At 40.8% G+C, this 26,849-nt stretch carries 26 protein-coding genes; 12 read left to right on the top strand and 14 right to left on the bottom strand.

What is annotated here, in order from left to right:
- The first annotated feature begins 190 nt into the window (after positions 1 to 190).
- From QUB80_RS26250 to QUB80_RS26240, 3 genes are all read left to right on the top strand, one after another.
- Positions 191 to 1,627, top strand: coding sequence for a glycoside hydrolase 100 family protein (locus QUB80_RS26250; protein ID WP_289792424.1), 1,437 nt, complete (start codon positions 191 to 193; stop codon positions 1,625 to 1,627).
- A 244-nt stretch (positions 1,628 to 1,871) separates the two neighbouring features.
- Positions 1,872 to 3,257, top strand: coding sequence for an aromatic ring-hydroxylating dioxygenase subunit alpha (locus tag QUB80_RS26245; RefSeq protein ID WP_289792423.1), 1,386 nt, complete (start codon positions 1,872 to 1,874; stop codon positions 3,255 to 3,257).
- 184 nt (positions 3,258 to 3,441) lie between these two features.
- The gene (locus QUB80_RS26240) at positions 3,442 to 4,176 is read left to right on the top strand and encodes a phosphoadenylyl-sulfate reductase (RefSeq protein ID WP_289792422.1); all 735 of its coding nucleotides are present in this window, start codon (positions 3,442 to 3,444) and stop codon (positions 4,174 to 4,176) included.
- A gap of 241 nt (positions 4,177 to 4,417) precedes the next feature.
- Here the strand turns inward: QUB80_RS26240 and QUB80_RS26235 are convergent, their stop codons facing one another.
- From QUB80_RS26235 to QUB80_RS26220, 4 genes are all read right to left on the bottom strand, one after another.
- On the bottom strand, positions 4,418 to 5,752 hold the full coding sequence (locus QUB80_RS26235; RefSeq protein WP_289792421.1) for a DNA double-strand break repair nuclease NurA: 1,335 nt from the start codon (positions 5,750 to 5,752) through the stop codon (positions 4,418 to 4,420).
- A gap of 182 nt (positions 5,753 to 5,934) precedes the next feature.
- Complete coding sequence (locus tag QUB80_RS26230) at positions 5,935 to 6,732, bottom strand: HAD family hydrolase (RefSeq protein WP_289792420.1); 798 nt, start codon at positions 6,730 to 6,732, stop codon at positions 5,935 to 5,937.
- Positions 6,733 to 6,827: 95 nt separating this feature from the next.
- Positions 6,828 to 7,682: a metal ABC transporter permease gene (locus tag QUB80_RS26225; RefSeq protein ID WP_289792419.1), complete on the bottom strand. Its 855-nt coding sequence runs from the start codon at positions 7,680 to 7,682 to the stop codon at positions 6,828 to 6,830.
- 47 nt (positions 7,683 to 7,729) lie between these two features.
- Positions 7,730 to 8,497 carry a metal ABC transporter ATP-binding protein gene (locus QUB80_RS26220; protein WP_289792571.1) on the bottom strand — a complete coding sequence of 256 codons (768 nt, stop codon included), beginning with the start codon at positions 8,495 to 8,497 and terminating at the stop codon, positions 7,730 to 7,732.
- A gap of 144 nt (positions 8,498 to 8,641) precedes the next feature.
- On the opposite strand from QUB80_RS26220, the gene QUB80_RS26215 reads away from it, so the two are divergent.
- A complete protein-coding gene (locus QUB80_RS26215; RefSeq protein ID WP_289792418.1) occupies positions 8,642 to 9,652 on the top strand; it encodes a metal ABC transporter substrate-binding protein in 1,011 nt (336 codons plus the stop codon).
- Positions 9,653 to 9,724: 72 nt separating this feature from the next.
- Here QUB80_RS26215 and tnpB read toward each other — a convergent pair whose 3' ends face one another.
- Entirely contained in the window at positions 9,725 to 10,879 is a 1,155-nt protein-coding gene (tnpB, locus tag QUB80_RS26210; protein WP_289792417.1) for an IS200/IS605 family element RNA-guided endonuclease TnpB, read from the bottom strand.
- A 317-nt stretch (positions 10,880 to 11,196) separates the two neighbouring features.
- Complete coding sequence (locus QUB80_RS26205) at positions 11,197 to 13,407, bottom strand: ATP-binding protein (RefSeq protein WP_289792416.1); 2,211 nt, start codon at positions 13,405 to 13,407, stop codon at positions 11,197 to 11,199.
- A gap of 226 nt (positions 13,408 to 13,633) precedes the next feature.
- Between QUB80_RS26205 and QUB80_RS26200 the strand changes: the two genes are divergently transcribed.
- The gene (locus QUB80_RS26200; RefSeq protein WP_289792415.1) at positions 13,634 to 15,016 is read left to right on the top strand and encodes a GTP-binding protein; all 1,383 of its coding nucleotides are present in this window, start codon (positions 13,634 to 13,636) and stop codon (positions 15,014 to 15,016) included.
- A 25-nt stretch (positions 15,017 to 15,041) separates the two neighbouring features.
- On the opposite strand, the gene QUB80_RS26195 is transcribed toward QUB80_RS26200, so the two are convergent.
- A complete protein-coding gene (locus tag QUB80_RS26195) occupies positions 15,042 to 15,251 on the bottom strand; it encodes a hypothetical protein (protein ID WP_289792414.1) in 210 nt (69 codons plus the stop codon).
- 525 nt (positions 15,252 to 15,776) lie between these two features.
- Here QUB80_RS26195 and QUB80_RS26190 point away from each other — a divergent pair.
- On the top strand, positions 15,777 to 16,037 hold the full coding sequence (locus QUB80_RS26190) for a Calvin cycle protein CP12 (RefSeq protein ID WP_289792413.1): 261 nt from the start codon (positions 15,777 to 15,779) through the stop codon (positions 16,035 to 16,037).
- Here the strand turns inward: QUB80_RS26190 and QUB80_RS26185 are convergent.
- Complete coding sequence (locus tag QUB80_RS26185; protein WP_289792412.1) at positions 16,034 to 16,867, bottom strand: TlyA family RNA methyltransferase; 834 nt, start codon at positions 16,865 to 16,867, stop codon at positions 16,034 to 16,036. The two genes, QUB80_RS26190 and QUB80_RS26185, sit on opposite strands and share 4 nt — an antisense overlap.
- A 749-nt stretch (positions 16,868 to 17,616) precedes the next feature.
- Positions 17,617 to 18,126, bottom strand: coding sequence for an allophycocyanin subunit beta (apcB, locus tag QUB80_RS26180; RefSeq protein WP_289792411.1), 510 nt, complete (start codon positions 18,124 to 18,126; stop codon positions 17,617 to 17,619).
- 376 nt (positions 18,127 to 18,502) lie between these two features.
- Between apcB and glnA the strand changes: the two genes are divergently transcribed.
- Complete coding sequence (gene glnA, locus QUB80_RS26175) at positions 18,503 to 19,918, top strand: type I glutamate--ammonia ligase (protein ID WP_289792410.1); 1,416 nt, start codon at positions 18,503 to 18,505, stop codon at positions 19,916 to 19,918.
- Between the two features lie 304 nt (positions 19,919 to 20,222).
- Here the strand turns inward: glnA and gifA are convergent, their stop codons facing one another.
- Positions 20,223 to 20,423, bottom strand: a complete 201-nt coding sequence (gene gifA / locus QUB80_RS26170) for a glutamine synthetase inactivation factor IF7A (RefSeq protein WP_016873337.1) — start codon at positions 20,421 to 20,423, stop codon at positions 20,223 to 20,225.
- A gap of 484 nt (positions 20,424 to 20,907) precedes the next feature.
- On the opposite strand from gifA, the gene QUB80_RS26165 reads away from it, so the two are divergent.
- A complete protein-coding gene (locus QUB80_RS26165) occupies positions 20,908 to 21,807 on the top strand; it encodes a ferritin-like domain-containing protein (RefSeq protein ID WP_289792409.1) in 900 nt (299 codons plus the stop codon).
- A gap of 194 nt (positions 21,808 to 22,001) precedes the next feature.
- Here the strand turns inward: QUB80_RS26165 and QUB80_RS26160 are convergent, their stop codons facing one another.
- Positions 22,002 to 23,759, bottom strand: coding sequence for an FAD-dependent oxidoreductase (locus tag QUB80_RS26160; protein WP_289792408.1), 1,758 nt, complete (start codon positions 23,757 to 23,759; stop codon positions 22,002 to 22,004).
- 36 nt (positions 23,760 to 23,795) lie between these two features.
- Between QUB80_RS26160 and QUB80_RS26155 the strand changes: the two genes are divergently transcribed.
- Positions 23,796 to 23,981 (top strand): PIN domain-containing protein, encoded by a 186-nt coding sequence (locus tag QUB80_RS26155; protein ID WP_289792407.1) that lies wholly within the window; start codon positions 23,796 to 23,798, stop codon positions 23,979 to 23,981.
- Between the two features lie 37 nt (positions 23,982 to 24,018).
- Positions 24,019 to 24,258 carry a hypothetical protein gene (locus QUB80_RS26150; RefSeq protein ID WP_289792406.1) on the top strand — a complete coding sequence of 80 codons (240 nt, stop codon included), beginning with the start codon at positions 24,019 to 24,021 and terminating at the stop codon, positions 24,256 to 24,258.
- Here the strand turns inward: QUB80_RS26150 and QUB80_RS26145 are convergent.
- The 3 genes from QUB80_RS26145 to QUB80_RS26140 all read right to left on the bottom strand — a co-directional run bounded on the left by QUB80_RS26145 (position 24,221) and on the right by QUB80_RS26140 (position 25,569).
- Positions 24,221 to 24,433 carry a DUF6887 family protein gene (locus QUB80_RS26145; RefSeq protein ID WP_289792405.1) on the bottom strand — a complete coding sequence of 71 codons (213 nt, stop codon included), beginning with the start codon at positions 24,431 to 24,433 and terminating at the stop codon, positions 24,221 to 24,223. The genes QUB80_RS26150 and QUB80_RS26145 overlap by 38 nt on opposite strands.
- A complete protein-coding gene (locus QUB80_RS35315) occupies positions 24,430 to 24,627 on the bottom strand; it encodes a DUF6888 family protein (protein ID WP_502875330.1) in 198 nt (65 codons plus the stop codon). Before QUB80_RS35315 ends, QUB80_RS26145 begins: the two co-directional genes overlap by 4 nt.
- Positions 24,628 to 24,705: 78 nt before the next feature.
- Positions 24,706 to 25,569: an SHOCT domain-containing protein gene (locus QUB80_RS26140; RefSeq protein WP_289792404.1), complete on the bottom strand. Its 864-nt coding sequence runs from the start codon at positions 25,567 to 25,569 to the stop codon at positions 24,706 to 24,708.
- A 248-nt stretch (positions 25,570 to 25,817) separates the two neighbouring features.
- On the opposite strand from QUB80_RS26140, the gene QUB80_RS26135 reads away from it, so the two are divergent.
- Positions 25,818 to 26,234: a helix-turn-helix domain-containing protein gene (locus tag QUB80_RS26135; protein ID WP_289792403.1), complete on the top strand. Its 417-nt coding sequence runs from the start codon at positions 25,818 to 25,820 to the stop codon at positions 26,232 to 26,234.
- A gap of 158 nt (positions 26,235 to 26,392) precedes the next feature.
- Positions 26,393 to 26,827, top strand: coding sequence for a VapC50 family PIN domain-containing toxin (locus QUB80_RS26130; protein WP_289792402.1), 435 nt, complete (start codon positions 26,393 to 26,395; stop codon positions 26,825 to 26,827).
- Positions 26,828 to 26,849: the final 22 nt, after the last annotated feature.

The following is a 26,849-nucleotide window of genomic DNA, read 5'->3' as shown; positions in this document are numbered from 1 at the left end:
CTAAATACAAGTAATTAAATGTCAATCAGCCTGTTTAAATAGGCATTTGTTTCAATTCAATTTATGCTAATTATTCCCACAATTATCATTCATAAAGATGGGATTGTTATGATGATAAAAGTGGGATCAATAAAGCATTATGCGTCTACCAAAAAATCTAAATCTAAACTTATAGGGAGCGGTTCTGGCAATGCAACTAGAAGACTTGGTTACAATTAAATCTCTAGAAAATGAAGCATGGGAAGCACTAGAAAAAACAATTATGTACTATCAAGGGCGTCCTGTTGGAACAGTAGCTGCTCTTGATGGAACAGTAGACGCGCTCAATTACGATCAATGCTTTATTAGAGATTTTGTTTCTTCTGGCATACTATTTCTGATCAAAGGCAGAACAGATATTGTTCGTAACTTTCTCGAAGAAACTTTAAAGTTACAGCCTAAAGAGGATCAGTTAGATGCCTACAAACCAGGTCGAGGCATGATACCAGCTAGCTTCAAAGCAGTTTCTCATAATGGTGAAGAATATTTAGAAGCTGACTTTGGTGAACACGCGATCGCCAGAGTCACACCAGTAGATTCTTGTTTGTGGTGGATGATTTTATTAAAAGCTTATGTTGCCGCCACCAAAGATTACTCGTTAGCATATCAACCTGATTTTCAATACGGTATCAGGTTAATTATGGAGCTATGCTTGGCGACACGTTTTGATATGTATCCCACTTTGCTAGTTCCAGATGGTGCCTGTATGATTGACCGTCGTTTAGGAATTTATGGGCATCCGTTAGAAATTCAATCTCTCTTTTATGCAGCATTACGTGCTGCTCGTGACCTTTTAATTTGTAATGGTAATCAAGATATTGTTAACGCTATTGATAATCGCTTACCAGTTCTGCGCGCTCACATTCGCAAACATTATTGGATAGATTTAGCTCGCCTCAATGCTATTTATCGGTATAAAGGTGAAGAATATGGCAAGGGAGCAGTAAACCAGTTCAACATCTACGTAGACTCACTTCCCTATTATGAATTAGATAGGTGGCTGCCAAAAACAGGTGGTTATTTAGCAGGAAATGTTGGCCCATCACAGCTAGATACCCGCTTTTTTGCACTAGGAAATTTAATGGCAATTATTTCAGATCTTGCAAGCGAAGAGCAATCACAAGCTATTATGAATTTAATTGAAAAACGCTGGCAAGACCTAGTTGGAGATATGCCAATGAAAATCGTTTTCCCAGCATTGGAAAACGAAGAATATAGAATGATTACCGGCTGCGATCCCAAAAATATACCTTGGTCGTATCATAATGGCGGTAATTGGCCTGTCTTGATGTGGATGTTGGCTGCTGCTGCTGTAAAAACTAACAGAATGTGCCTGGCAGAAAAGGCTATTGAAATTGCCCAAGCACGCCTTAGAGATGATGAATGGCCAGAGTATTACGATGGTAAGAAGGGACGACTAATTGGCAAACAAGCCAGAAAATATCAAACCTGGACAATTACTGGATTATTACTGGCAAAAGAATTGATAAACAATCCTTCAATGTTACCTTTAGTTAGTTTTGAACCATTTACAGCAGAACAGGTTTCTAGAGCTTGTGAATTTGAAATTGACAGTTTTGATAGCTAGAACCTGAATTAGACAATTACAATAAAATTTTAAGAACTCGGTTCTTCAAAAAACTGGGTTCTTTTGCAATATGCGATCGCCTGATACGCAAATTGCATTCATACAGGTAAATTTCTCTTTTTCTTCTCTCTGCGTTCCCCGCGCCTCAGTGGTTCATTACTTTATCTCTGAACGCGATTTAGTATTAAGCTAAAAATTAAAATGCACAAAAAGCGTTTGTGACCAACAATTGAGTAAATTTTTTATGGAAACTCAATTTTCATGGACTAAACAGTGGTATCCAATTAGCCCATTAAGCTATCTAGATCCTGATTCTCCAAATTCTGTCACACTTTTGGGCAAAAAACTGGTGATTTGGAGAGATAAAAATCAAAAGTGGGTAGTAATGGATGATTTTTGTCCTCACAAACTAGCACAGCTATCTCTGGGAAGTATCAATGAAGATGGCAACTTAATGTGCAGACACCACGGATGGTGTTTTAACACAGAAGGTGAATGCACCAGAATTCCGATGTTAACTGGTAGCGCAGAAGAAACTGCTTGCCATAGTTTAAAATCCCACGTTACTACCTATCCCACACAAATTGCTCAAGAACTTCTTTGGGTTTGGCCAGATGATAGTACAACAGCCTTTGAGGATTGTATCTTAAAGCATCCGGCTACCATCCCAGAATGCGAATTGGACACATCTTCTGGAGCATGGCACATGACAGAAGTTCCCGTTGGCTATACAGTATCTGTTGAAAGCACCTTTGATCCATCTCATGCTCAATTTCTGCACGAAGGAATTGGCTACTTTTCTCCCAAAACAACAGTGCCAATCCAAAATTTTGCAGTTATGGGAGAAATGTCTGCCGAAGAAGGTTTTACCCTTAAGCACTCAGGCTACAATCTCCTCAACAAAGATATGGACGCCACACGGAAGTTTACTCCGCCTTGTGCTAACACAACAATATATCGTTATCCGAATGGGAAAATTACTCTATTTCAGTTGTACTTTGTTCCCACGCAACCGGGTTACTGTAGATATATTGGCAAGTTTATTTCTGATGGCGCTGCGGCTCCAAAAAACTTTTTATTGGAGATTCTGCCAAAATATCTCCGCATCGGGTTACAACATTTATCTACATACAAGCTGAGTGACCAAGATTTAACAGTGATGCACTCTCAAGAGAGTATTGAGTCATCATTACACAAAAAATGGCAAAAGGCATACTTTATGCCTTCCCCTGCTGATATCGGTATTGTTACTTTCAGAAAATGGCTAGATGAATTTGCTGGAGGTAGCCCTGGTTGGGCAGTTTCTCTAGAAAGCAGTGCAAAAGACTTGAATAATGAACAGCTATATGACAGATGGCACAGACATACAAAGCTTTGTTCCCATTGCCGTAATTCTGTGCTGTTTATCGAAAAAGCGCGAACATATTGTCAGCTAGGTACTGGATTTTTGGCATTGTTAACATTGGTTTTCCTCTTAGTAGGTATTCCTATAAAGCTCGTGTTGACAAGCACAATTATTGGAGTTTTGAGTTTGTTATCCTCATATATTTTGGACGATTTCAAGCAACTTTTCTTGAGCAGTATCCCAACAAGAGGCTTACCTTGGGTGAAACCCTATCAGAGCAATTAAAAACGCGATCGCCATCTACTTCCAAAAAACCCAATTGCTCACAAGCAAATCTTGCTAGAGATATCTAACCCATAACCCACCTACAAAATTTGGTAACGCTCCAGAAGAGCCGCCCCAAGAGCAATCACACGAAAGCATCTTAAATTGGTAAAATTCAGGGTGAGCAAGAGGAGAACATTCAAACATGGTAGTCGCCCAAAATAATTTAAATATTGCCGCCTTAGAAGCAGAATATAATCAAAAAACACCACGAGAAATTCTCAAATTTGCCCTGGAAACCTTTAACAATATCTCGATTTCCTTTAGTGGTGCAGAGGATGTTGTCCTCATTGATATGGCATCAAAAATTACCAATAACTTCCGCGTTTTTACCCTTGATACTGGACGCTTGCATTCAGAAACCTATCAGTTTTTGGATAAAGTAAGAGAACATTATGGTATTAAATTAGAAGTAATGTTCCCGGATGCAGCAGAAGTACAAGCCCTAGTAGAAGAAAAGGGATTATTTAGCTTTTATCAGGATGGTCACAAAGAATGCTGTGGTATACGGAAAGTAAAGCCCCTGCGCCGCAAACTTAATACCCTTGATGCCTGGATCACAGGTCAACGCAAAGACCAAAGCCCCAGTACCCGTAATTATATCCCTGTAATTGAAGTTGACACCGCTTTCTCTACCGAAGACCATCAATTAATTAAGTTCAATCCTTTAGCAAATTGGTCTTCTGCACAGGTGTGGGAATATATACGTGCTTTAGATGTGCCTTACAATAAATTACACGAACGCGGTTTTATCAGCATTGGTTGCGAACCCTGCACAAGACCTGTATTACCCAACCAGCACGAGCGTGAAGGGCGCTGGTGGTGGGAAGAATCCACAGCCAAAGAATGCGGTTTACACATAGGTAACTTACAAAAGTAGTATCAAAGCGTACCTAAAATTTTAAAAAAGACTGCTAAAAAGCTAATGGCTAACTACCTGAATATAGTTCATTAACTGTAGTAGTCTGTCACGCAAATTATGAGAGATTGTAGATCCCCGACTTGTTAAAAAAAGTTGGGGATCTCAATACCTGAGTCTCATATTTTTGACTCAACCGAGATTGTCGCATACATAACGTATATGTAGCTTTGCCTTCAACTAATTGTGGAAGTTTTGAGTTTTATGCAATACTCCCTCGCTTGCGTGCTTCTTTGAAAGAAGTTCCCACATTCCTTAAACCAGCTTTAATCATCTGTCTTTCTAAAAGAGCAAAGAAACGTGTTCTATCTCCACCACGCACCACTGCCTGATTATGCGCTTCGGCTATAGCCACTGGATAACCGTATCCTTTTTGTACTTGTGCCAACATCAATCCTAGTGATTCGTCAAATAAAGGTTTGTTTTCAGCTACCCAAGCAGGCACTTCGATTCGGGCAATTTCTGCACCAACGTGAACATAACAAAAGTAAACCTGTTCTCCTTGATATAAGTCGAGAATACGGGCATTACTACGCCACAGAGGGCTACGTTGCCCCGGTTTAAGTTGTGTTGCCCAAAGGGTAGAATCCCGGAGTGGTTCAAATACCTTGCAAGGAACCTTATCCAGTTGATTTGGACAAAAACTCATGCAGTCGGGTGCGGGATGGGTACAGGCTAAAAGACGTAAAAAGTTTATTCCTTCTATATTGCGAGAAGCACTCAGATAGCCCATGAGGGGAATTTGAGCATCACGCATTTGCCGCCAAGCTTCGAGGATAGGGGGTAAGATGCGATCGCGTGCATCAAAGGGTAATTGTTCTAAAAACCAGTAAATTAACGAACCATCCACCATTGCGAGGGTAGGGATTCGGGATGGGGTGTTTGGAGATGGGGAAGATAGGGAAGATGGGGAAGTTAGGGTATTATCTTCCCTTGTCCCCTTGTTCTCTTCATTCCCCGTGTCTCCGTGTCCCTGTGTCCCTTTGTCCTCTTGATTCTCCGTGTCTCCGTGTCCCCGTGTCTCCGTGTCCTCTACTACACTACAGGCTAGTTCTGCCAACACCATTGCTTCACTAGCAGTACGGCGATAACTCATCCACTCTTCAGTTCTGATTCCCCATTGACGAGAAACGTATAAATCCTCTGGACGATAAAATACCTCTGGCAAACTATCTAGAAGCGGGTGTTTATTTTGTCCATAGTGTAAGACGACTCTGCCAATATTGAGGAGGTAGCAATAGGCGATTTCGTGGTGGTTGGGAGCAATTTGAGAACCGTCGGTAGCGATGACAGTATGAACTTTAGGAGGAACGGGAATATCAATGCAGGTATTAAGTGGTTCGAGGGGGGTGGCATTGGCAAAGAGAATGCGATCGCGCCATTTTTCCTGTTGCTGTACTAATTCCGCTTGAGAATCATAAGCTTTGCAGAGATATTGTTGGGCTAATTCTAAACGTTGGCGACTAGCAGCAGCTTCTAGCGTCAGATGTTGGCTCAAACCCTGCATTTGGCGGGCGAGTTTGTTAAGGTCAAGCATAGAATTTAGTTATTAGTCATTAGTCATTAGTCATTTGCAGGGGCGGGTTTATTTAGATATTTCGTCATCCTAGAGAGATTGTTGTTAAAACCCGCCCTTACAGTAGTTAGTACAGACGCGATTAATCGCGTCTGTATAATTGAGTAGTCAGTAGGTAGTAATAGGTAGTTACTTGTTCACCACTAACCACTAACCACTATCCATTCTGAAAAATCTTTAGCAAACTCCGAAAGTGATAGTAGCTGGATGCGCGGATCGTTTTGGGCTGTTACCTTTTCTGATGGAGTATTGTAACCCCAATCTGCAAGGAATAGTTTCACCTGTTGCAAGTCTATTTGTTTGTCTACTACTTGTAATGTTTTTAGTCTATCTTCTACAAACCACACTGCATCTGCTGTAATGTTATGCAATTTAATTAATTCTCGTAATATTTCGTACTTAGGACGCTTCACTTCTTTGCCAAAAATTACTTCTGATGTTAGATAAACATCTTCTTGTTGTAACAGCTTTTGTACGAAACGTCCTTCTTTTGTAGTAATAATATATAGCTTAGTTGAACTAGCATTAGTTGCTTTTATTTTCTCAATTACACCTGGATAAAATTTATGCAGACTCAACCATCCATCTAAATCTGTAGCTATCCACTCATCTCGTAACTTATCTAATTTCGTACCAATTTCTTTAAAATTCAGATTTTCTTTTAATAAGATTTCTTTAACAATACTTCCCCATTCTTGAAGAATTTTTTCTTCTACTATTTCTTCTAACAAAGCTCTGATTAAAACAGGCATTTCCCAGCCTGTTTCAATTACAGGTCTAAGCCGATAAAATTTAGAAGCTAAAACATCTGGTGGTGTTTCATTAGTCGGTAACCAAACTTGGCAATAGGTACGCCATGCCACCTCAAAATATTCAATTAGTCCGTCGCAAATTACACCATCAAAATCCAGGGCGAGAATTTTAGGACTATTTGCGTTCATTGTTTTGATTATGAAACTGCTTTTTTAGATTACTTTATCAAGTTATGTCTATTCAGTAATCATTGTTAGTCTTCAAGCTTATCTCCAATCACCCTTTACTCCTTCATTCCCTGTAGCTGCTTAATTCTTAAAACACCATGTTGAGGACTAAAGAGTAATGCCAATACAAATAGCCCTGATACTACTAACACAATTGCTGGCCCAGAGGGTAAATTATAAAAATAGCTGATATACATACCGCTAATACTAGAAATTACTCCTATTATTGCTCCCAAAATCATCACTTGATGCAGGCGTTTAACTAACAAATAAGCAGTTGCCCCTGGTGTAATTAACAGAGATAGTACTAAAATGACACCAACGGCTTTCATACTAGCGACAATTGTTAATGCAATCAACAACATAAGTCCTAAGTTGAGCCGATTTACTGGTAAACCTGCTGCTTGCGCCCCTAAAGGATCAAATGTATAAAATAACAATTCTTTATATAAGAAAAAAACTACTATTAAGACTATGGCAGCAATGATGGCAGTGTCGCGCACATCTTGTACAGTGACGCCAAGAATGTTACCAAATAAGAAGTGATTGAGGTCGATTTTATTTTCTTTTTGAATTGTGGTAATTAATGTGATGCCAAGGGCAAAGAATGCAGAAAAAACTATCCCCATCGCAGCGTCTTCTTTGATGGGCGATCGCGTTCTGATTAAGGCAATGCACATGGTACTCACCACGCCCGCGATAAACGCCCCAATAAAGATATTAGCCCCTAACAGAAAAGCGATCGCAAGTCCCGGCAAAACCGAGTGACTGATTGCATCACCCAACAAAGCTAGTCGCTGTACCATCAAGTAGCTACCAACAACCGCACACAACAAACCCACTAAAATGGCAATAACGAGCGATCGCTGCATAAAGCCGTATTGTAAAGGCTCAATTAACGCTTCTAACATAGTTTATACTTTGTCATTTGCCCTTTGTAATAATGACTAATGACTAATTACGCTGCCTCTTTCCAAAACATTACATTACCACCGTAAGCAGTGGACAAATTATCTTCGGTTAAGACTTGCTGTCGGGAACCTGTAGCGATTAACTCCTTATTTAATAAAATCAACTCATCAAAATGAGAAATAGACTCACCCAAGTCGTGGTTGACAACCAAGACTATTTTCCCGGCGGCAGTGAGTTCACTAAAGACTTCAAAAATTACTGACTGAGTTTTCTGATCTATTCCTACAAATGGTTCATCAAAGTAAAAAATTTCTGCTTCCTGTGCTAGCGCACGCGCTAAAAATACGCGTTGTTGCTGTCCCCCCGAAAGCTGTCCAATTGGGCGGTTACGGTACTCGCTCATGCCTACTCTTTCTAGTGCAGCTTTGGCAACTTGGCGGCTAACTGCACTAAAATTACGCAACCATCCTGTTTTTTTTACCCTTCCCATCATCACTACATCCCAAACAGTGGCAGGGTAAGTCCAATCTATTTGGCTGCGCTGTGGTACATAGGCAACTTTTTCAAGTTGCTGCATCAAAGGTTTTCCTTGATATAAAACTGTACCACGACTAGGAACTAATCCTAGCATCGCTTTCATAAGCGTACTTTTCCCAGCGCCATTAGGGCCAAAAATACCTGTTAGTTTCCCTGGTTTAATAATGCAGTTAACATCTCGCAGCGCTTCTACTTCTCGATAATGCACTCCTAAATGGGCAATGTAAATTGCTTCCGTTGCATTTGTATTAGTAAGCTTACTTACGGGAACTGGCATTTCAACTTTTTTCTGAAATGGAATTGAGTTTGGCTGAAAAAATAAGGTTTTCACAATAGTGTTTTCATACTGATTGGCTTCAGTTTACTATAAAAATGAAAGAAAAATGAAAACATCTATAGCCGGGAGTAATCTTCTTCATCAATGAAACTAATACCGAAGGCAGAGACTACTATTGCCAATAAGTGGAAGTCAAAAGTCTTTTTTTCTGTTGCTTTTGACAAGATATTTGTGGGAGTACTTTTAGGGTTTGCTTTACTTGGCTGTACAGAAACGAACTCTTCTAGGGCAACTATAGATGGCAAGCCTCAAGTTGTAGCAACTAGTACGATTATTACCGATCTCACCGAAGAAGTTGGAGGAGACGAAATTCAGCTGACAGGAATTCTCCAACCAGGCACCGATCCGCACGTTTATGAACCCACACCAAAAGACAGCAGGGTTTTAGAAGAAGCGGATTTGATTTTGTATAACGGCTATAACTTGGAACCCGGATTAATTAGGTTAATGAATGCATCTGGCACAAAAGCGCGAAAGGTAGCAGTAGGAGAAGCCGCCAAATCTTTACAACTAGATAAGGGTAAAGGCGAAGTAGTTCCAGATCCGCACGTTTGGGGTGATGTGAAGAATGCGATCGCTATGGTAAACGCAATTCGGGATGCTTTGATTGAGTTATCACCAGAAGATAAAGAAGAATTTACCCAGAGAGCGCAGCAACTTACCACAGAATTAAAACAGTTAGATAGCTGGGTTGCCCAACAAATCCAGACAATTCCACCTGCCCAGCGCAAACTCGTGACAACTCACGATGCCTTTCAATATTACGGACGCGCTTATGGAATACCAATTGCAGGTACACTAATTGGCATTAGTACCGAAGAACAACCAAGCGCCCAAACTGTGCAGAGATTGGTAGAGTCAATTAAAAAAATTGGTGTTCCGGCAATTTTTGCAGAAACAACTATTAACCCAGCCTTAATTAAGACAGTTGCCGAAGAAGCAGGTGTGAACTTAGCACCGCGTCAACTTTATTCGGATTCGATTGGTGCGCCTGGAAGTGAGGGCGATTCTTATATCAAAATGATTGAGTCTAATACACGGACAATTGTTGAAGCATTAGGTGGAAAGTACACGCCGTTTCAGGCTAGCAAGTGAAGTACCACAGGTTACGCTACGCTACACCTGTGGCTTCCTGTCCTGAACCAGTATCCCGGTTCATCCCTAGTCTTACCCTACGGGAAGCCGCCCACAAGGGGCGTCTACAACTAGCTGATCAGGCGTAGATTTCCCTTCTTCCAAGGGTATTTTTGATTCAGAGAACAGCATCAAGTTCAGGGCAGCGTTAATATCTTTGTCCCAAAAACTTTTGCACTCTGGACACTCCCATTCACGAATGGCTAGTGTTAAATCTTGCTTGATGTATCCACAGTGGGAACATCTCTTAGAACTAGGGAAAAATCTGTCTACATAGTGCATTTCGCATCCGTACATATCCCCTTTGTATTCCAACATGGTGAGGAAGTTGCCCCACGCTACATCACTTATTTGCTTTGCTAACTTACGGTTTTTTACCATTCCCTTAATATTTAGACTTTCTGCTGATATTCTTTGGTTCTCGGATACCAGTTTCAGACTAATTTTGTGTTGGTAATCTTGCCGTTGATTAGCCACTTTTTCATGAATTTTAGCTACAACTAATCTAGCTTTATTGCGATTACTAGAACCTTTGGTTTTTCTACTTAATCTCCTTTGTCTAATCTTGAGTCGGCGTAAAGATTGTTGAAAATACTTAGGGTTCTCAAACTTCTGACCTTTTGATGTAATTGCAAATTCCTTGAGTTCCAAATCTAAACCAATCTTGTCACCATTCAAAGGTGCATGAGGAATATCTTGCTCAGTTACTATTGATGCGTAATACTTCCCAGATGGTGTCTTGGATATGGTGATATTTTTTGGTGTTCCTAGTATCTCCCGATGAATCACCATCTTGATAGGTGTCAACTTAGGGAGCTTAAGAAACCCATTGGTATCTATAGAGAAGTGTTGTGGCACTCTGAACGATTGCCGATTACTTTTCTTTTTAAAGTTTGGGAATCCTCCTAACTTTTTAAAAAATCTGACAAATGCTGACTCTAATTCCTTAAGGGTTTGCTGTAGTGACTGAGAATTAACTTCTTTAAGCCATTCAAATTCTGATTTTAAACCTGTTAATAGTTTTGCCCATTCTTTGTAACGCAGAGACTTTTTAGACTCGGCGTAAATATCTGTTGTGAGTCTCAAAAAATGGTTGTACACAAATCTGGAACAACCAAAACACTTTGCCAAAAATGCTGATTGCTCTTTGTTTGGATACAGCCTGAATTTGTAAGCTTTGTTTCCCATAGTGCTTAATATACAATACTTATCCAATTTAAGTTAATTAGTTAAGTGCTACAGACTTTGGCTTTGCTTTCATGAGGCAGTGCGTTGCGGGGGTTCCCCCCGTTGTAGCAACTGCCGTCCCCCACACTCCGCTACGCTGCGTATGGGGTCTTCCCGCAAAGATGATAAACTAAACTGTCAATTTCTATAGCGAAAGGCAAAAGAAAAAACGCACCAAAACCTTTGGAAGGTACGTTACGCTGTCGCTAACACACCCTACTTGCTTGCCACGCCACTACGTATATTTTCAGAAATAAAACCTGATTTATTATAGATAATTACACAATGGGAATTTCAATTACAAACTCAGTTCCTTGTCCTAGTTGCGAATAACTGGAAAGTTTTCCATTATGCTTTTCAGTGACAATTTGATAGCTAATAGCTAAACCTAAACCAGTACCTTTACCAACAGGCTTTGTAGTGAAAAATGGATTAAATAACTTGGAGCGTACTGCTTCACTCATGCCAGAACCGTTATCTTTAATACTAATAGTAACAGTGTTACCTTTAGCCACCGTCGAAATTTGAATTACACTGGGCTGGGCTTGAATCTCCTCTAATGTTCGCTGGCGATCGCACTCCTCCAATGCATCAATGGCATTGCTGAGAATATTCATAAATACTTGATTCATTTGACCAGCGTAGCACCTTACTAAGGGTAACTTTCCGTACTCTTTAGTTACCTGGATTTCGGGACTATCTGGTTTTGCTTTTAAGCGGTTATTTAAAATTACGAGCGTATTATCTATGCCCTCATGAATATCAACTTCTTTCACCTCTGCTTCATCTAAGCGTGAGAAGTTTCGCAATGACAGTACAATTTCACGAATGCGGTTCGTTCCGATGCGCATCGACTGGAGTACCTTAGTTAAATCCTGTTCCAAAAAGTCAAAGTCAGTTTCGACAAGTTCTTCGGCTATTTCTGCTGGAGGTTCAGGCAAGTACTTTTGGTAGAGTTGCAACAAGCGTAATAAATCCTGAGTATACCCATCAATATGAGTGAGATTGCCATGAATAAAGTTAACTGGATTGTTAATTTCGTGGGCAACGCCTGCTACCATCTGACCAAGAGCTGACATTTTTTCACCCTGCACCATCTGCGCTTGGGTATGGTGCAACTGAGCTATTGTTGCTAAAAGTTCACTCGTACGTGTTTCTACCCGCTCCTCAAGATCCGCGTTAGCCTCTTCCAATTTTTGGTTCGCTGTTTCGAGCGCTGTAAAAGATTCTTGCAGTTGCCTAGCCATGTGGTTGAAGGATTTTCCCAGTATCTCCAACTCCTCAATTCCTTTTACTTCTACCGAACGATCTAAGTTTCCCGTGGCGATCGCCTGACTTGTCTGAATTAGACGTAAAATTGGTTGGGTAATCCAACGAGATGTGTAAATACCTGCAATAGATGCTACTCCTAAAGTTAGCAGGCATAAGAAAAATGTAGTGCGGGTATTGGCGTAGATTTGCCCCATGAAATCAGATTCCGGCACACTCACAACCACAAGCCAATCCAAACCGAAGCGATCGCGCCAAGGAGTAACTTTAACAAATTGGCGATCGCCCTTGAAATCAAATGTCAATTGCTGTTGGTTTTGAATCTTGTCAAAATCACCCAGCTTTTGCAGTAAATACTTGCTAGTTACTTGAATCAGGCGATCGGGGCTGTCAGTTGCAGCCAATCGTTTAGTTTTACCGTTAACAATCACATAGGGTTTTTGGGAACTAGAATTTGCAACTAATAACCCATTACGTTCAATAATAAAAACACTACCATTTTGACTAACGTGAATTTGGCGAAGAAAATCACTGATACTCGAAAGCAGTACATCAACGCCAAACACAGCAATCAACTTACCACTTTTTTCATAGATGGGATAACTGGCGGAAGCGGCGATATAATCAACCTCACCATCCCAAGTACTTATACCACTCCAAATTGGTTTACCAGCTTTTACTGTTTCTGTATACCAAGGTTGTTCAAAACTGTTGTAATCATATGTATTAACTAGCTTTGCCTTATTCCCTTGGGCATCCGTCACATAGGAAGAAACTTTAGAAACTCCTTTGACAGCTACAAGAGGATACAGTTCTATTGTGGTAGATTTGCTGCCCGGATAATTTGCAGAGCCTGCCCCTTGCCCTGTCACGAGAGTATAGCCGTTGTAAGCTAAATTTTTATAGAGCTGTGTCTGTTTCCAAAAGAATTTTCCTGCTCGCTCAAAGTCACGTAAATCGAGAATTCCCGTTTCTATAGCATCTGCGTTTAATTGATTAATTTGATGCGGCATTGCCAAATAGATATTCAAATGCTGATTTACCAAATCGCTGCTTTTATCTATCACCTGCTCGGCTAGATTGTTCACTGCCTTCTGTCCATTTTTGAATGATAAATATCCGACTAAACCAACCGAGATAGAAATTTGAGCGACGAAGGGAACTATTAATAGGGCGCGTAAAGGTATTTTTATAAAGCTTCTGGAAGTAAAGCATTTCATATTTTGTAAACTTAGTTATACAAATTAAACTAGTTGTACAAATCAAACTAGTTGTTAAAGTTAGTTTTCCCATATTCGTCAGTCAAAATTGATTTTGTAAAAACACAGTTCCCCAATTTCTCTAGAAGTCGGGTATATTACAGAGCTTTCATGTTTAGTTGACACAAGACACAGATAGCTTCAAAATTCGACACAATATAAATAACTAACTGTTTGCTTTCTAACCTTGACTCAACTCAACGAAGTGCCAAAGAACCTACAAGAAACTCACCTCAATCGTGCTCGTGCTAGTCTTAGACAAGCACTCTCTTGGTATGGCAATCTCCGTAAACCCGGACAAGCATCATCAAATCCACAGTTAGCGGGTTTAGTTAAACCGGAATTAGAAGTCTTAAATGCTACACTTAATAAACTAGACTATAATGTGATTCGGATTGCTGCCTTTGGTTTGGTTAGTCGTGGCAAGTCAGCAGTTTTGAATGCTTTAATAGGGCAAAAGCTTCTGCAAACAGGCCCCCTTCATGGCGTAACTCAGTATCCTCGTTCTATAAGTTGGAATCCTGCTGGCAAAGTACAAGTAGAACTAATTGATACACCTGGATTAGATGAAATTGCGGGAGAAGCGCGATCGCAAATGGCAAAAGAAGTCGCACGTCAGGCAGATTTAATTTTATTTGTCGTTGCTGGCGATATCACTCGCACTGAATATCAAGCTTTATGTGAATTGCGCTATAGCCAAAAGCCTCTAATTCTGGTGTTTAACAAAATAGACTTGTACCCAGATACAGATCGAGCAAAAATTTACCAAAATCTCCAACAACTTGGTGCGGGTAATCTGCAAGCAAAACCTCTACAACCTGATGAAATTGTTATGGTAGCGGCGGAGCCAGCACCCCTTGAAGTGCGGGTTGAGTATCCTGATGGCAAGGTGGCTTATGAATGGGAAGCACCATCGCCACAAATAGACGAACTCAAACAGACAATCCTGAAAATTCTCAACCGCGAAGGGCGATCGCTTTTAGCTTTAAACGCACTCGTACAAGCAAAAGAAGCCCAAGAGGCGATCGCGTCGAAAACTGTCGATATTCGTAATCGAGAAGCAGAAGACTTGATCTGGCAATTTACAAAGTACAAAGCTCTAGCTGTAGGATTAAATCCCATCGCTTTTTTAGATGTATTGGGCGGAACTGTAGCCGACTTGGCATTAATCCGCTCTCTTGCTCGGTTGTATGGCTTGCCCATGACTGGCTATGAAGCGAGTAAGCTTTTGAGAACAATCTTATTAAGTTCTGGTGGTTTGCTGCTCACAGAACTAGGCAGCAGTTTTATTCTAGGTTTAGGTAAAACTACAGCTGCTGTCGCCTCCGGTGATAATCCTAGCAATATTACCGCTTTTGCTGGCAGCGCGATCGCACAAGCTGGGATTGCCAGCTATGGAGCATACAGCGTCGGCAAGGCTGCCCAAGTCTATCTCGAAAAAGGTTGTAGCTGGGGGCAGTTGGGCGCTAGTACGGTAATTGCAGAAATTCTTGCCGAAGTGGAACCCAACACTATTTTGTACCGTCTGCGACAGGAATTGGGACAAAATTTGGGAATAATAGATGACTAACTTAACTTAAATATTCGCTTTAGCGCTAATTTTCCTTGAATATCGAAGTCAAACGCTTGTGGTTTCCTAACCACTCTCTGCAAACGTCTTCAGCAAGTCTTATTTCTTCGTCAGTTAAAAACTGTTCTGACATCTCAGATACCAAAATCTTAGCGACTTTAGCAGCTCTTTGATAATCTACGCCATACTTGACTAGTTCTGTGTGAAAAAACTTCTCTTTTTCGTTAGAAAACATTTTTAAATCAGTGACTAGGTTTGTTAAGGTTGATTAAGTTATGTGTATATTTTCTACAAATTATAAAGCGAGTGCTTCTAGCTGGGGGCAGATCGGTTAATAACTTAATCTTTTCTTTATTCCTTTTGGCGATCGCTTTATAATTGCCTCTCTCGTTTGAATCAGACCAAAAGATAATATCTCAGATCATAGTCAAACTATTTCTTGTTCGTCAAATCTGAAAATTTGGTTTTTATTTTTTAACCTTCAAAATAACATCAAAAATTACACTAGTTAAAGCAATAAAAATTAAAATTTTATTAATTATTTATAGTTTGTTCATATACAACCAATTTAAAAAAATAAATAGTTAATTATTACTATTTATTTAATTTATAAGTTAATTAGAGCTAATCACCTCATCCACAAATGATTATTTTGATTACTACTTTATTTTAAAAAGCCTATATAAACTAGAAGTGTAAGCTCATGAATTAATCTGAGCTTTCAGCCAACTTATATTGCATTATGCAAAACATAAAAACAATGGCAAAAAGTTTAGATGTAATCCAAACTTCTGTACCTTTTGATATTGAGCAAGCTATTGCCCAAGCCGTTGCTCAAGCCCATACAACCTGTGAAGTAAAAGGAAATCACTCTACTAACTGCGCTGTGGCTTGGGAAATTGTAGAGGAACTACAAGCCGAGAAATTTCATCAATTGATGACAGCAAAAAAGAAAACTGCACTAGAAATTTACTGCGAAACTCACCCAGATGCAGCTGAGTGTCGGATTTACGATGTTTAATTTTCTCTAATCTCAAGTACTGCTGATTTCGTAATTTCTTGAATAGTTTCTAAATTAGGTGATGAAGTTTCACTTTCCATTCCTAGCCACAAAAGATACTCAATATTTCCAGCTGGCCCGGTAATAGGTGAGTAAGTTAAACCTTTGAATTTCCACCCTAATTTTAGAGCGCTTTGCAACACCTGAAAAATAGCATCAGCATGATCTTTAGGATCGCGCACAACACCTTTTTTACCTACACGATTTTTGCCAACTTCAAACTGTGGCTTAACTAACAAAACCGCTTCACGGGGAGGTTGTAGTAAAAGCGACAGTGCAGGCAAAACTTTAGTTAAAGAAATAAACGACACATCTACCACTCCAAAATCAGCGTAAACTCCCCCTGTTTCTTCAGGGGGTACACCGTATAACTCTTCAGGCATAAGATGTCTTAAATTAGTGCGTTCTCGTAAAATTACTCGTGGATCGTTACGCAACTTCCAATCCACTTGCCCGTAGCCAACATCAACCCCATAAACTTGTTTTGCCCCAGCTTGCAACAAACAATCAGTAAAACCCCCTGTAGAAATACCGCCATCCAGGCAAATACGCCCTTTTACAGAAATAGTAAAAGTTTCTAACGCCTTGGCAAGCTTTTCTCCACCACGAGAAACAAAACGCGATCGCTCTTTGACTTGAATTTGAGCCGACGTTTCAACTTCTGTTCCTGGCTTATCCAACACCTGCTGATTCACAGTTACCTCACCCGCCTGAATTAACCGTTGTGCTTGCTGACGGGAAGTACACAACCCCAAATCTACTAACAAAGTATCTAATCGCTGCTTAACCAATTTTCTGTTCTACGAGTGTTTTTGCTTACTGTCTCATGTATTTTCTAATTATCACTTGTAGAAGGCAGAAAGCAGAGGGCAGAGGAGCCAGCGCGTTGCGGAGCCAGTGCGCCCTTGCGGGTTAAGCGCGTTGTAGCACCTGGCGTCGGGTTAAGCGCGTTGTAGACGCCCAGAGGGCGGCTTCCCGCAGGGTAGCACCTGGCGTCACCAAAAGACGACGGGGAAGCCCGTTCCTTTAAGGGGCGCTCAGAATCGTCGTCCGTCGTCTTGGGGCAAGGGGCATTCATGCATTGGCCAATGCCCAATTCCCAATTCACTTCGGCCCGCTTTCATCCCCCCGACTGAAGTCTGGGGGATGAGCTTAACTGGCGTCGGCTTAAGCGCGTCGAGTGCGACTGGCGTGGCAGAAGGAAGTATTATGTAGGGTGTGTTAAGGACTCAGTCCTAACGCACCGAAGCATTTAGAGCGTGTGTTACGCTTCGCTGGCACACCCTACCACATATTTCAAAAATAAAATCAAATACAAAATATAAGTCCTATAGGAATGAAGTAATTAATTTTTAGTATTAAAAAAAAGTAAACGCACCTTGTCAATCAAGCCAAAGTGCGATAGATCAATTTTTTTAGATCTGGAATTGACTACTGCAAAGTGACAGAAAGAACTAGATAAAAAGCAGATTATATTAAGCATTAAAACTTGCGTTCTCTTGCCTTTTGCCTTTTGCCCTCTGCCTCCTGCCTTCTTGCACTAAATATCCTGCTCGCTCAATTCTCTAGTCATATAGTCAAATGGCTCGTCTACAAAGCTAGTATCAGCAATACCAGCCGCTTGTGCTTGCTCCTTCGCAATATCCTTCATAATCTGAATACCACGGACTGTAGGGCCAATGGGAACCCCCAGAGAATTGTAGGTTTCCCGCAAACCTTGCAATACTCGCTCATCTAGCACATCCATACTACCAGCTACGATCGCATAGGTAGCATAGCGCAAGTAGTAGTCCATATCGCGCAAACAAGCTGCATACCGACGAGTAGTGTAGGCATTGCCGCCAGGACGAATCAACTCTGGCTGTTCTTCAAATAATTGAGAACCAGCCTGCTTGACAATTGCTGAGGCATTAGAATTGATAGCTCCTGCTGCTTGCACGCGCTTCGTGCCACTTTCAAAATAAGATTTGAGGCTGTCGATCGCATTCCGGTCAAAATAGCGCCCAGCAACGTCATAATTCTTAATTAAGCTTGTGACTGCGTCCCGCATTCCTTTTTCTCCCAATCTTTCCTATCTATGGTTTGATATTTATTTGACTGTTTTTAGTAAGCTGCTAATTTTTGTGCCAATAAATATTTTTTTTAAGAAACCCAGGCACAAAAACAATGTATGCGCTAATTAAGGATTCTAAGCCAAAGTTGTCCCTATGAGATGAACTGTCAAGTTTTGTAGAGTTGGTTAGCAAAGGTTAATATAAGCTGTAAACTTCAAAACCGTAACAAATAATACAAAATGCACCTATTTTATCTCCTTAGGATATTGCAGGGTGTCTCTAGATTTGGGTTTATCCGAATAGGGTCAGCGTGCATTAACATTGTGGTTTACTGTACTAAAACGGTACTAAAACGGTAGAGAAGGAGTAGCCATGACAACCCCACAAGAAGTCCTGAAACAAATTCGGGACAAAAATATTCAGATGATTGATCTGAAATTCATCGATATGCCAGGTATTTGGCAGCACCTGACAGTGTTCCACAACCAAATCGATGAAAGTAGCTTTACAGACGGTGTACCTTTTGACGGTTCCAGCATTCGGGGTTGGAAAGCCATCAACGAATCAGATATGGCAATGGTTCTCGATCCAAACACTGCCTGGATCGACCCTTTCATGCAGGAACCGACTCTCAGCATTATTTGCAGCATCAAAGAACCCCGTACAGGGGAGTGGTACAGTCGTTGTCCCCGCGTCATTGCCCAGAAAGCGATAGACTATCTGGTTTCTACAGGTGTTGGTGACACAGCGTTTTTCGGCCCGGAAGCGGAATTTTTCATCTTTGACGATGTCCGCTTTGATCAAAACTCTCACGAAGGCTACTACCATGTAGACTCAGTAGAAGGTCGTTGGAATTCCGGTAAAGCAGAAGGCCCTAACTTGGGTTACAAACCACGTTATAAAGAGGGTTACTTCCCAGTTGCTCCAACTGATACTCTGCAAGATATGCGGACGGAAATGCTGCTGACGATGGCAAACTGTGGAGTACCAATTGAAAAGCACCACCACGAAGTAGCAACTGGTGGGCAGTGTGAATTGGGTTTCCGCTTTGGTAAATTAATCGAAGCAGCTGATTGGTTGATGACATACAAATACGTCATCAAGAATGTAGCTAGTAAATATGGTAGAACCGTTACCTTTATGCCCAAACCAGTCTTCCAAGACAATGGTTCTGGGATGCACACCCACCAATCCATTTGGAAAGACGGGCAACCTTTATTTGCAGGCGATAAATATGCTGGCTTGAGCGAAACCGCACTGTACTACATCGGTGGTATTCTCAAACACGCACCTGCATTGTTGGCGATTACCAACCCTACCACCAACTCCTACAAGCGCCTCGTGCCTGGTTACGAAGCACCAGTAAACTTGGCTTACTCCCAAGGTAACCGTTCTGCTTCGATTCGTATCCCTCTGTCTGGCACTAACCCCAAAGCCAAGCGCTTAGAATTCCGTTGTCCTGATGCTACATCTAACCCTTACTTGGCATTTGCTGCCATGCTCTGTGCTGGCTTAGATGGTATCAAGAACAAAATCGAGCCTGGCGAACCTTTGGATAAAAACATTTATGAACTCTCCCCAGAAGAACTGGCGAAAGTTCCTTCTACTCCTGGTTCTCTAGAATTGGCATTAGAAGCGCTAGAGAACGATCATGCCTTCTTGACTGAACCAGGCGTATTTACAGAAGACTTCATTGAAACTTGGATTTCTTACAAGCTAGATAATGAAGTTAACCCCATGCGGTTACGTCCCCATCCCTATGAATTTTCTCTTTATTACGACTGTTAATTGGAAGGGGCTAGGGACTAGGGACTAGAGGCTAGTAGTTCATCGCATTAATTACGATGGTTGTATTAATTTCGTAGTAAGGACTTTAGTCCATGAGCGTGTGCATCGCTTACTACGAACACCTCAAAACAATGCGATAGCTTACTAGAAACTAACATTTTAACGCTGACGGCAAAACTAGTCCCAATCAATGCATAAATTTAGCCACCCACTAAGGGTGGCTTTTTTGGCTTTTTATTTGTTGGTCGTTGGTTGTTCATAACAACTACCACCTTTCAACTCCCAACTATCAAACTCTGACTATCTAGCTCATAGCCGCGTTGCTGCGATCATAAGTCATCCGAGCATTAGGATCTATTTTCCCTTGAATCGGATTCCAGTAATGGGATACTTCTCCAGGAAGACCGATTTCTTCGCCTGTGCGTTCTAACATCGACTGTTGACGATTTTTAATCAGTTGATAATGACGCATCATTAAAGCACGAGCTCTTTCTTGAGTAGACATAATCTAACTTCTCCCTGCTGTTCTAGTATATTTTTTCCTCTATCAATAATCTATCAAATCAATTCTGTATCAGTTGTTACGGATTGATACATTTTAACAAAAATTAATATTGTATATGATTGCGAGCCAGCACGAATGGAATAGTGGGGGTTGATAGCCTAATTAAAATCATTGAAAATCTTCCCATTTTGCCTAAAAGCAAATAATGAATAACATCCCTCTTGAGATTCGTTTCACTTAGGATATAAATCCTTCTTAAGGTGAATGATTTATCAGTAAAAAATATTAAATGTAGGTAAATAAAAGTAAATCAAAATTATATTATTTCTATCTCTGATATTTTTATTAAGCTGAATTCAAGAAGCTTGTCAGCATAGAAAATCTACTATCAAGTTTGTCACAAAATATTAAGCTGAGATTTGAGAAATTAATTTTTTCCTACGTTAACATTAGAAATAAGTTTTACAAAACTTCATAAAAGCAGATGACTGTTGCTTATCCACGGAAATTTCAGAACGCTTTGAGTGCGAGGGACATTTTGAAAGGAGTGATCGGCGATCGCGAACTCCATCTCATCACCCTCAACCGTTATCGTTATAGCGAACAACGCAGTTGCAAAGATCTCACAGAATTAATTGAAAAACTCGACGGCAAGCCAGTTGAACTGGTACGAGACTTGTCTCACCACATTAGTGACGAAGCTCGTCATGCTATGTGGTTAACTGATGTATTGGTTGAATTAGGAGCCAATGTTGGTAATCCTCCGGGAAATTCATACATAGATGAATTTGAACGGCTGCTTGATCACGAACAAAAAGATCCAGCCAAAGACCGTGACGATTTTGTAATTTCTGCCCTTGCTGCCATTAACGTCACAGAAAAACGCGGTTGTGAATATTTCTCTGCCCACATTTATGCTCTCAAGCAGGGGCCGCAGACAGAAGAAAATATTAAGATTCGCGAAACCATAGAAAAAATTTTGCCAGAGGAGGCAGGACATGTTCGCTGGGGCAATCGTTTGTTAGGGCAGCTGGCAGACAAAAGTCCAGAACATCGACAAAAAGTCGAACAAGCCAAGCGTAAATATACTGCGATTGAACAAGCAGCATTTGAAGCCGGCATGGATATCACGCTGGGGGCAGAACTTCGACGACTAGCTAATTTAGTAGAAGTAGCAAATACAATGCCGCTTTGGCAGCGCCCTCAATACCTAATAGAGCGCTTACCCAAAACTTTGCTAGCTCCTGAGTTACAGTTCACCAGAATTGAAGTAGCACAAAGAGTTTGGCAGCGAGATCCACAAGCTTTTATCGAAAAGTTTGTGCCAATGTTTTTGAATGGCTTAAAGCCTAAGGACTACAACCGTGAGAAAACAACTGCTTAAAACAGGCAGAACTAATATATTCTTTTGACAGTTCACAGGTGCTCAGAACCCTGACTTGTTTGAAAATTCGGGGTTCTACAGCCTCTAATAATTTGTGTGGTGGACTACTCAATAAGGGCTGACGCGGAGAAATTCTCTGCGTCTTTTTCATTTTTCAATCAAATCGTAATTAACCTAGATCCTGAAATATTTGTTTAGCAATTAATATTTTCTACTAGCAACCAGTTACCTGCTTGATTTAAACGTCCGTATATTTTAAGCGTTTGTTGGTTGTGGAGACTATTTTGTAATTGCTCATTTATAGGCGATCGCAAAGTTACAAGCTGCCAAGTTTGCCCTTGATATGGGGCTGGCGTAGTAATAGTAAATCTGTAATCTTGCGGAGCCAATTTGTGTAAAATTCCGCTAAAAGAGTTAGAGTATTTTTCTTGAAAGTACTGAGCAGGTAATGAATCAGGACAATTGCCACTCACTGGATAAGTCTCTGGGTTGTCTAGGTAATGTAGTTGCCATTGCAACCACTGAGGATGAAGAGGTGATAAGTTAAATAATGGAATAATTGCTGCGGGCGATCGCCGATCTCGTAGTAAAGCTTCCTGCAAGACTCTTACAGGTAAATCCCTCGGTTGACAATTCAACTCTACACAAATAGCAGCAGCCATTCCCACCGCTTGACCGATACCCATTACTACAGGTTGCAATCTCGTTGCTCCATTAGCAATATGAGATACAGAAATATTCTTTTCACATACCAATAAACCATCAGTCTCTACTGGAATGAGACAACGGTAGGGAATTGTAAAAGGAGTACCCGTCCAACGTCCACCCCAGCGAATGGATTTTGGTTGCAACTCAAACTTTATACCCGGATAATGATGGTCGTTAGCGTAATTACCAATAGCGATCACATCTTCTTTTAGCGCTGCAACTCTAGCTCCTGTTATTGGTAAAATATCTTGTTCTGTAACAGTTGTTAGCCCTACTAAGCGGCGACTTTCCCGGTAGTAAGGATAAAGTGCAAAAGCGCCTGTTTGATTTGAAATTTTGGGAAAAATATTATTTGCCAAACCAAAGCGACGACCTAATTGAGATTGAATATAACAGGCAAAATTTTGACTATGATAGAGGCATTCTGTTTCAAACTCACGTCGTGTCGTTTCTGACTCAATTAGTCGTGATACTCCTTCACCATAGTCATTACCACAAATAGGCCAATTCATCATAAACAGGCCCCCTGGTAATCGCCCATAATTTAAAAATGCCTCTGCACCATAGTTATCCCAAGCGCCAGCAAACAGTGACGGTTCGTAATTAGGTGCAGCCTGTATTTCTGGGGCAACAATCTCACCATAATCTTGTAACAAGACTACCCAAGTAGGAGCCTGCACGGGATATTTTGCTGTTAAAGCATTAAAACTAACTGGAGCGCTGGGTTCTCCCCACTCAGATTGTAATTCCCAACCCCAACGGTAAGGTATCTCAGCCAAAGCCAACAAATCCCCCAATTCCGTTCCATCAAGAATTACCTTAGCTTGAACGGTAAAATCTTTAAACTCAACAGCAGTTACACAATTTCCTTCCCGAACAACCGAGCGCGGTACTTGTCCAGAAATCCAAGTCAGATTCGGCAACTCTCGTACCCAATCTGCAAAAACCTCCGCACCAACACGCGGATCGTAGCTAAAAAAGCTTACCCAACTGTTATCTAATCCTCCTGATTGTCGCTGCTGCAACTCCCTTAAAAACTCACCCCATAAACCTGTTTGAAAAGCTTCTAGCTCATTGCCATCAGGTGCAGATACTCCAGCAGAAGTTAGCATTCCTCCTAACCACGGAAATTCACTCACGAGGATAGTTTTTGCTCCCCGCCGCGCTGCTTGAATAGCAGCAGCAGTTCCCCCTGCTCCGCCACCGACAACTAAGACATCAGCTGTGTATGTCTGATTCATCATCTCTTTTCTTTGTGCGTAAACCGTCAAAACATGACAATGCCGTATCAAATTGTACTAGACACTAACGTACTACTAGCTGGTCTATACTCCAGCCGTGGCGCATCCTACAAGCTGTTAATAATGCTTAACGATTCTCGTTGGCAGTTAAATATTTCTATCGCCTTAATCTTCGAGTACGAAGAAATTCTCAAACCGCAGAAAAATTTGGCATTTGAGTATTAACTCCTAAAGAATTCTTACAATATGTAGGAGAGATATCATGAGCAACTTAAACGTACAAATTCCCGATTCTTTATATAAACAAATTGAAGCCTTAGCAGCCAAAGAAAATATGTCCCTTGAACAACTTGTAGCGATCGCCCTACCGGCACAAGTTTCAGCATGGATGCCCAAAGATTATATAGAAGAAAAAGCAAAACGCGGTAGTTGGAATAAATTTCAGCAAGTTTTAAATAAAGTTCCTAATGTGGTTCTGAACTTTTGCAAAGATGCTCAATAAATTCTGGGTAATTCTCTAAGTCTTCGACTGACTGCAACGGTGGCATTTCAATCCAAGTAGCCTCTGCGTGTAACTTGTCTACATAGGCATAAAAGGCTTCTTGATCGTCTCGGTGAGCAAGCACGTAGGCGTGTAAATCTTTCCGGCTCATTGCTTTGAAGTCAGGCTTACTCATCCTACATACCTCCACTTTCCGTTAGGAAATATCTCAATAATATTTTCCTCACCCGCCAGAAAGAAGACGTTGCCTGTTCGCTCATCTATGCGAACTAGATTGATAGGTAAGTAAAGCTTGCTAAACCAAACACATAGTATTGAAGCACTGGGTTTTCTGCTCTGAAGTGGGAATATTCGACATTTTTTACCCAAATCAAGTGTTAGCCTTCTGCGATCGCCTTACTGATGGGAAGAGACAACCGCAGCCATAATCTACTCAAATGCTAACTTTTAGACAAGCAACCCTAGTTTTTTCTTCTCGAACTCTTCATGGGTAATGATTCCAGCATCTCTAGCGTTCTCAAGCTGCTTAATTTTTGTAGCAAGTTCGGATTGCTTCTCTATCGCAGCCTTCTTGCTTTCATACTCCTCTTGTGTCAAGACTCCCGCAGCAACAGCGGCATTGAGCTTAGAAATTTGAGCATCCAATTCTGAATTAGAAGACTCTCGCATCAATTCAGCCTTTTTCATCTCAAATTCACCCTGGCTTAAAATTCCTGCATCAAGTAAGCCCTTGAGTTTCATAAGTTTTTCTTCAGTATTAGCATTCTGCTTACTAGCTTGCATCTGTCCTTCCATTTCCAGCTTTTTGGTGTTGTAAGCAACTTCATCAATGAAGCCCTGTTCATAGGCATCTTGAAGCTGTTTTAGTTTCTCTTCCAAAGTACTTTGAGCCTTCATGACAACCAATTCTTGAGTAGACTTGGCTTTTTCACCAAACATTACCTTCTGATCGATGAAATTCCACAAATCACTCTCTATTTTCTTTGACCAGCCTGCTGTAAAGCCACTGATAAGCAGAGTAGCACCACCTGTCAAAACTGCTGCAATGCCGCCAGCAGCTAGATTTGATGCCCATTCACCAGTGCTAAGTTCCACAGAAAAATCATTCGTTTGTCCTTGAATCAAAACGTTGAATGCTCTGGATGCACCAACCGCCTTCCGCCACATCTCGGTTTTTGCAGCTTGCAAGAACCAAGCTCCGTCTGTTCTATTAGTTTGTGTCTGATAGCCCTGTTCAGTGAACCAGGTTTCAATATCTCTAAACAAAACATCTAGATCCCGATTTTTGTTTTGGTAAGTTTTTTTAGCCATATTTGTCCCTTATAAATACTTGCCATGTACGCAGAATTGTGAAATCCGCCTCTGCTTATGATTCCCTATGTCTAAACTGGATTAACTTTCTGACGAAAAATAACTGGTCTTTACTAAAAACAAAAAAATTATTTATTTCTTGTTTTTCGATTATTTCGTTTATGTAATATGTAATATGTTATTCTGGATAAGCTAGAAGTATTTTGTCTCTTAAAAGCATCATGTTAAGGCCGCCAACAGAGTCAGTAATGGCTAAACAGCAAGAAGTGGAATCCATCAGACAATTGGCACGCATACTGACACATGAAGGCTCCCAAGCAAAACTTGTAGGAGCTAACGGAGAAGAGATTTACATTCCTGAAAGTATTTGTCAAGTGCTGCGTCAAGTTGTCAATGCGATGGCATCTGGTAAGGCTATATCTATAGTCCCCGAAGAGCAGGAGATGACAACACAGCAAGCTGCTGACTTTCTCAATGTTTCACGTCCCTATTTAATCAAGTTATTAGAACAAGGGGAAATTCCTTACATCAAGGTGGGTTCCCATCGGCGTGTGCGCTTAGAGGATTTGAAGAAATACAAGCAACAGCGATCTCAAAAACGTAGCCAATTTTTAAAGCAATTAGTCGAACTTAGTGAAGAAGCAGGTTTGTACGAGGACGAGTAATTACAACAGTAAAATTACTATGCTCAAAGTTCTCTTAGATGCCTGCGTGTTATTTCCTATGTATCTACGCAATACTTTGTTATCGACAGCTGAAGCGGGTTTATATATACACTTATTGGTCACAGAAAATTTTAGATGAAGCATTGGGCAATCTTGTTGTGAAAGGGAAAATTTCTGCTGAGAAAGCTACAATCCTTGAAGAGCTAATGAAAGCAGCTTTTCCTGAAGCAATGATTCAAGTACCAGTAGGGCTTGAGCAAGCTATGACAAATCACCCTAAAGATCGTCATGTTCTTGCTGCTGCGGTAGTAGCGAGGGCTGATATTATTGTTACTAAAAATCTTACAGACTTTGATGCCCAAGCTTTAACTCCTTGGAATATTCAAGCACAGTTACCAGATAATTTTCTGAGTGACCTATTCGACCATTACCCTGAAGAGATGGTTCAAGTAGTGCGGAAACAGTCTCAAAAGTATCGAAGACACTCCCTGACTGTTACAGAATTACTTGCTTTATTAAATAAGCCCGATGGAGCGAATTTATCAAAATTTGTAAGTAAAATTCGAGAGCTTGGCTTTGATGATGTTTTATAGTCACAGCAGCATTACAAACAAA

Origin of the sequence: Chlorogloeopsis sp. ULAP01, from assembly GCF_030381805.1 — a bacterium.
GTDB lineage: Bacteria > Cyanobacteriota > Cyanobacteriia > Cyanobacteriales > Nostocaceae > Chlorogloeopsis.
This window is presented reverse-complemented; position numbering and strand designations above follow the sequence as displayed.

Bases quoted from the DNA above. Each gene is read 5' to 3' on its own strand.
- QUB80_RS26215 (WP_289792418.1), top strand. From the start codon at position 8,642: ATGAAACTAATACCGAAGGCAGAGACTACTATTGCCAATAAGTGGAAG.
- QUB80_RS26245 (WP_289792423.1), top strand. From the start codon at position 1,872: ATGGAAACTCAATTTTCATGGACTAAACAGTGGTATCCAATTAGCCCA.
- tnpB (WP_289792417.1), bottom strand. From the start codon at position 10,879: ATGGGAAACAAAGCTTACAAATTCAGGCTGTATCCAAACAAAGAGCAA.
- QUB80_RS26235 (WP_289792421.1), bottom strand. From the start codon at position 5,752: ATGCTTGACCTTAACAAACTCGCCCGCCAAATGCAGGGTTTGAGCCAA.
- QUB80_RS26205 (WP_289792416.1), bottom strand. From the start codon at position 13,407: ATGAAATGCTTTACTTCCAGAAGCTTTATAAAAATACCTTTACGCGCC.
- QUB80_RS26230 (WP_289792420.1), bottom strand. From the start codon at position 6,732: ATGAACGCAAATAGTCCTAAAATTCTCGCCCTGGATTTTGATGGTGTA.
- QUB80_RS26190 (WP_289792413.1), top strand. From the start codon at position 15,777: ATGGCAAAAAGTTTAGATGTAATCCAAACTTCTGTACCTTTTGATATT.
- QUB80_RS26150 (WP_289792406.1), top strand. From the start codon at position 24,019: ATGAGCAACTTAAACGTACAAATTCCCGATTCTTTATATAAACAAATT.
- QUB80_RS26135 (WP_289792403.1), top strand. From the start codon at position 25,818: ATGGCTAAACAGCAAGAAGTGGAATCCATCAGACAATTGGCACGCATA.
- QUB80_RS26145 (WP_289792405.1), bottom strand. From the start codon at position 24,433: ATGAGTAAGCCTGACTTCAAAGCAATGAGCCGGAAAGATTTACACGCC.
- QUB80_RS26140 (WP_289792404.1), bottom strand. From the start codon at position 25,569: ATGGCTAAAAAAACTTACCAAAACAAAAATCGGGATCTAGATGTTTTG.
- QUB80_RS26240 (WP_289792422.1), top strand. From the start codon at position 3,442: ATGGTAGTCGCCCAAAATAATTTAAATATTGCCGCCTTAGAAGCAGAA.
- glnA (WP_289792410.1), top strand. From the start codon at position 18,503: ATGACAACCCCACAAGAAGTCCTGAAACAAATTCGGGACAAAAATATT.
- QUB80_RS26165 (WP_289792409.1), top strand. From the start codon at position 20,908: ATGACTGTTGCTTATCCACGGAAATTTCAGAACGCTTTGAGTGCGAGG.
- QUB80_RS26250 (WP_289792424.1), top strand. From the start codon at position 191: ATGCAACTAGAAGACTTGGTTACAATTAAATCTCTAGAAAATGAAGCA.
- QUB80_RS26195 (WP_289792414.1), bottom strand. From the start codon at position 15,251: ATGTTTTCTAACGAAAAAGAGAAGTTTTTTCACACAGAACTAGTCAAG.
- apcB (WP_289792411.1), bottom strand. From the start codon at position 18,126: ATGCGGGACGCAGTCACAAGCTTAATTAAGAATTATGACGTTGCTGGG.
- QUB80_RS26155 (WP_289792407.1), top strand. From the start codon at position 23,796: ATGCCGTATCAAATTGTACTAGACACTAACGTACTACTAGCTGGTCTA.
- gifA (WP_016873337.1), bottom strand. From the start codon at position 20,423: ATGTCTACTCAAGAAAGAGCTCGTGCTTTAATGATGCGTCATTATCAA.
- QUB80_RS26220 (WP_289792571.1), bottom strand. From the start codon at position 8,497: ATGCCAGTTCCCGTAAGTAAGCTTACTAATACAAATGCAACGGAAGCA.
- QUB80_RS26160 (WP_289792408.1), bottom strand. From the start codon at position 23,759: ATGATGAATCAGACATACACAGCTGATGTCTTAGTTGTCGGTGGCGGA.
- QUB80_RS26225 (WP_289792419.1), bottom strand. From the start codon at position 7,682: ATGTTAGAAGCGTTAATTGAGCCTTTACAATACGGCTTTATGCAGCGA.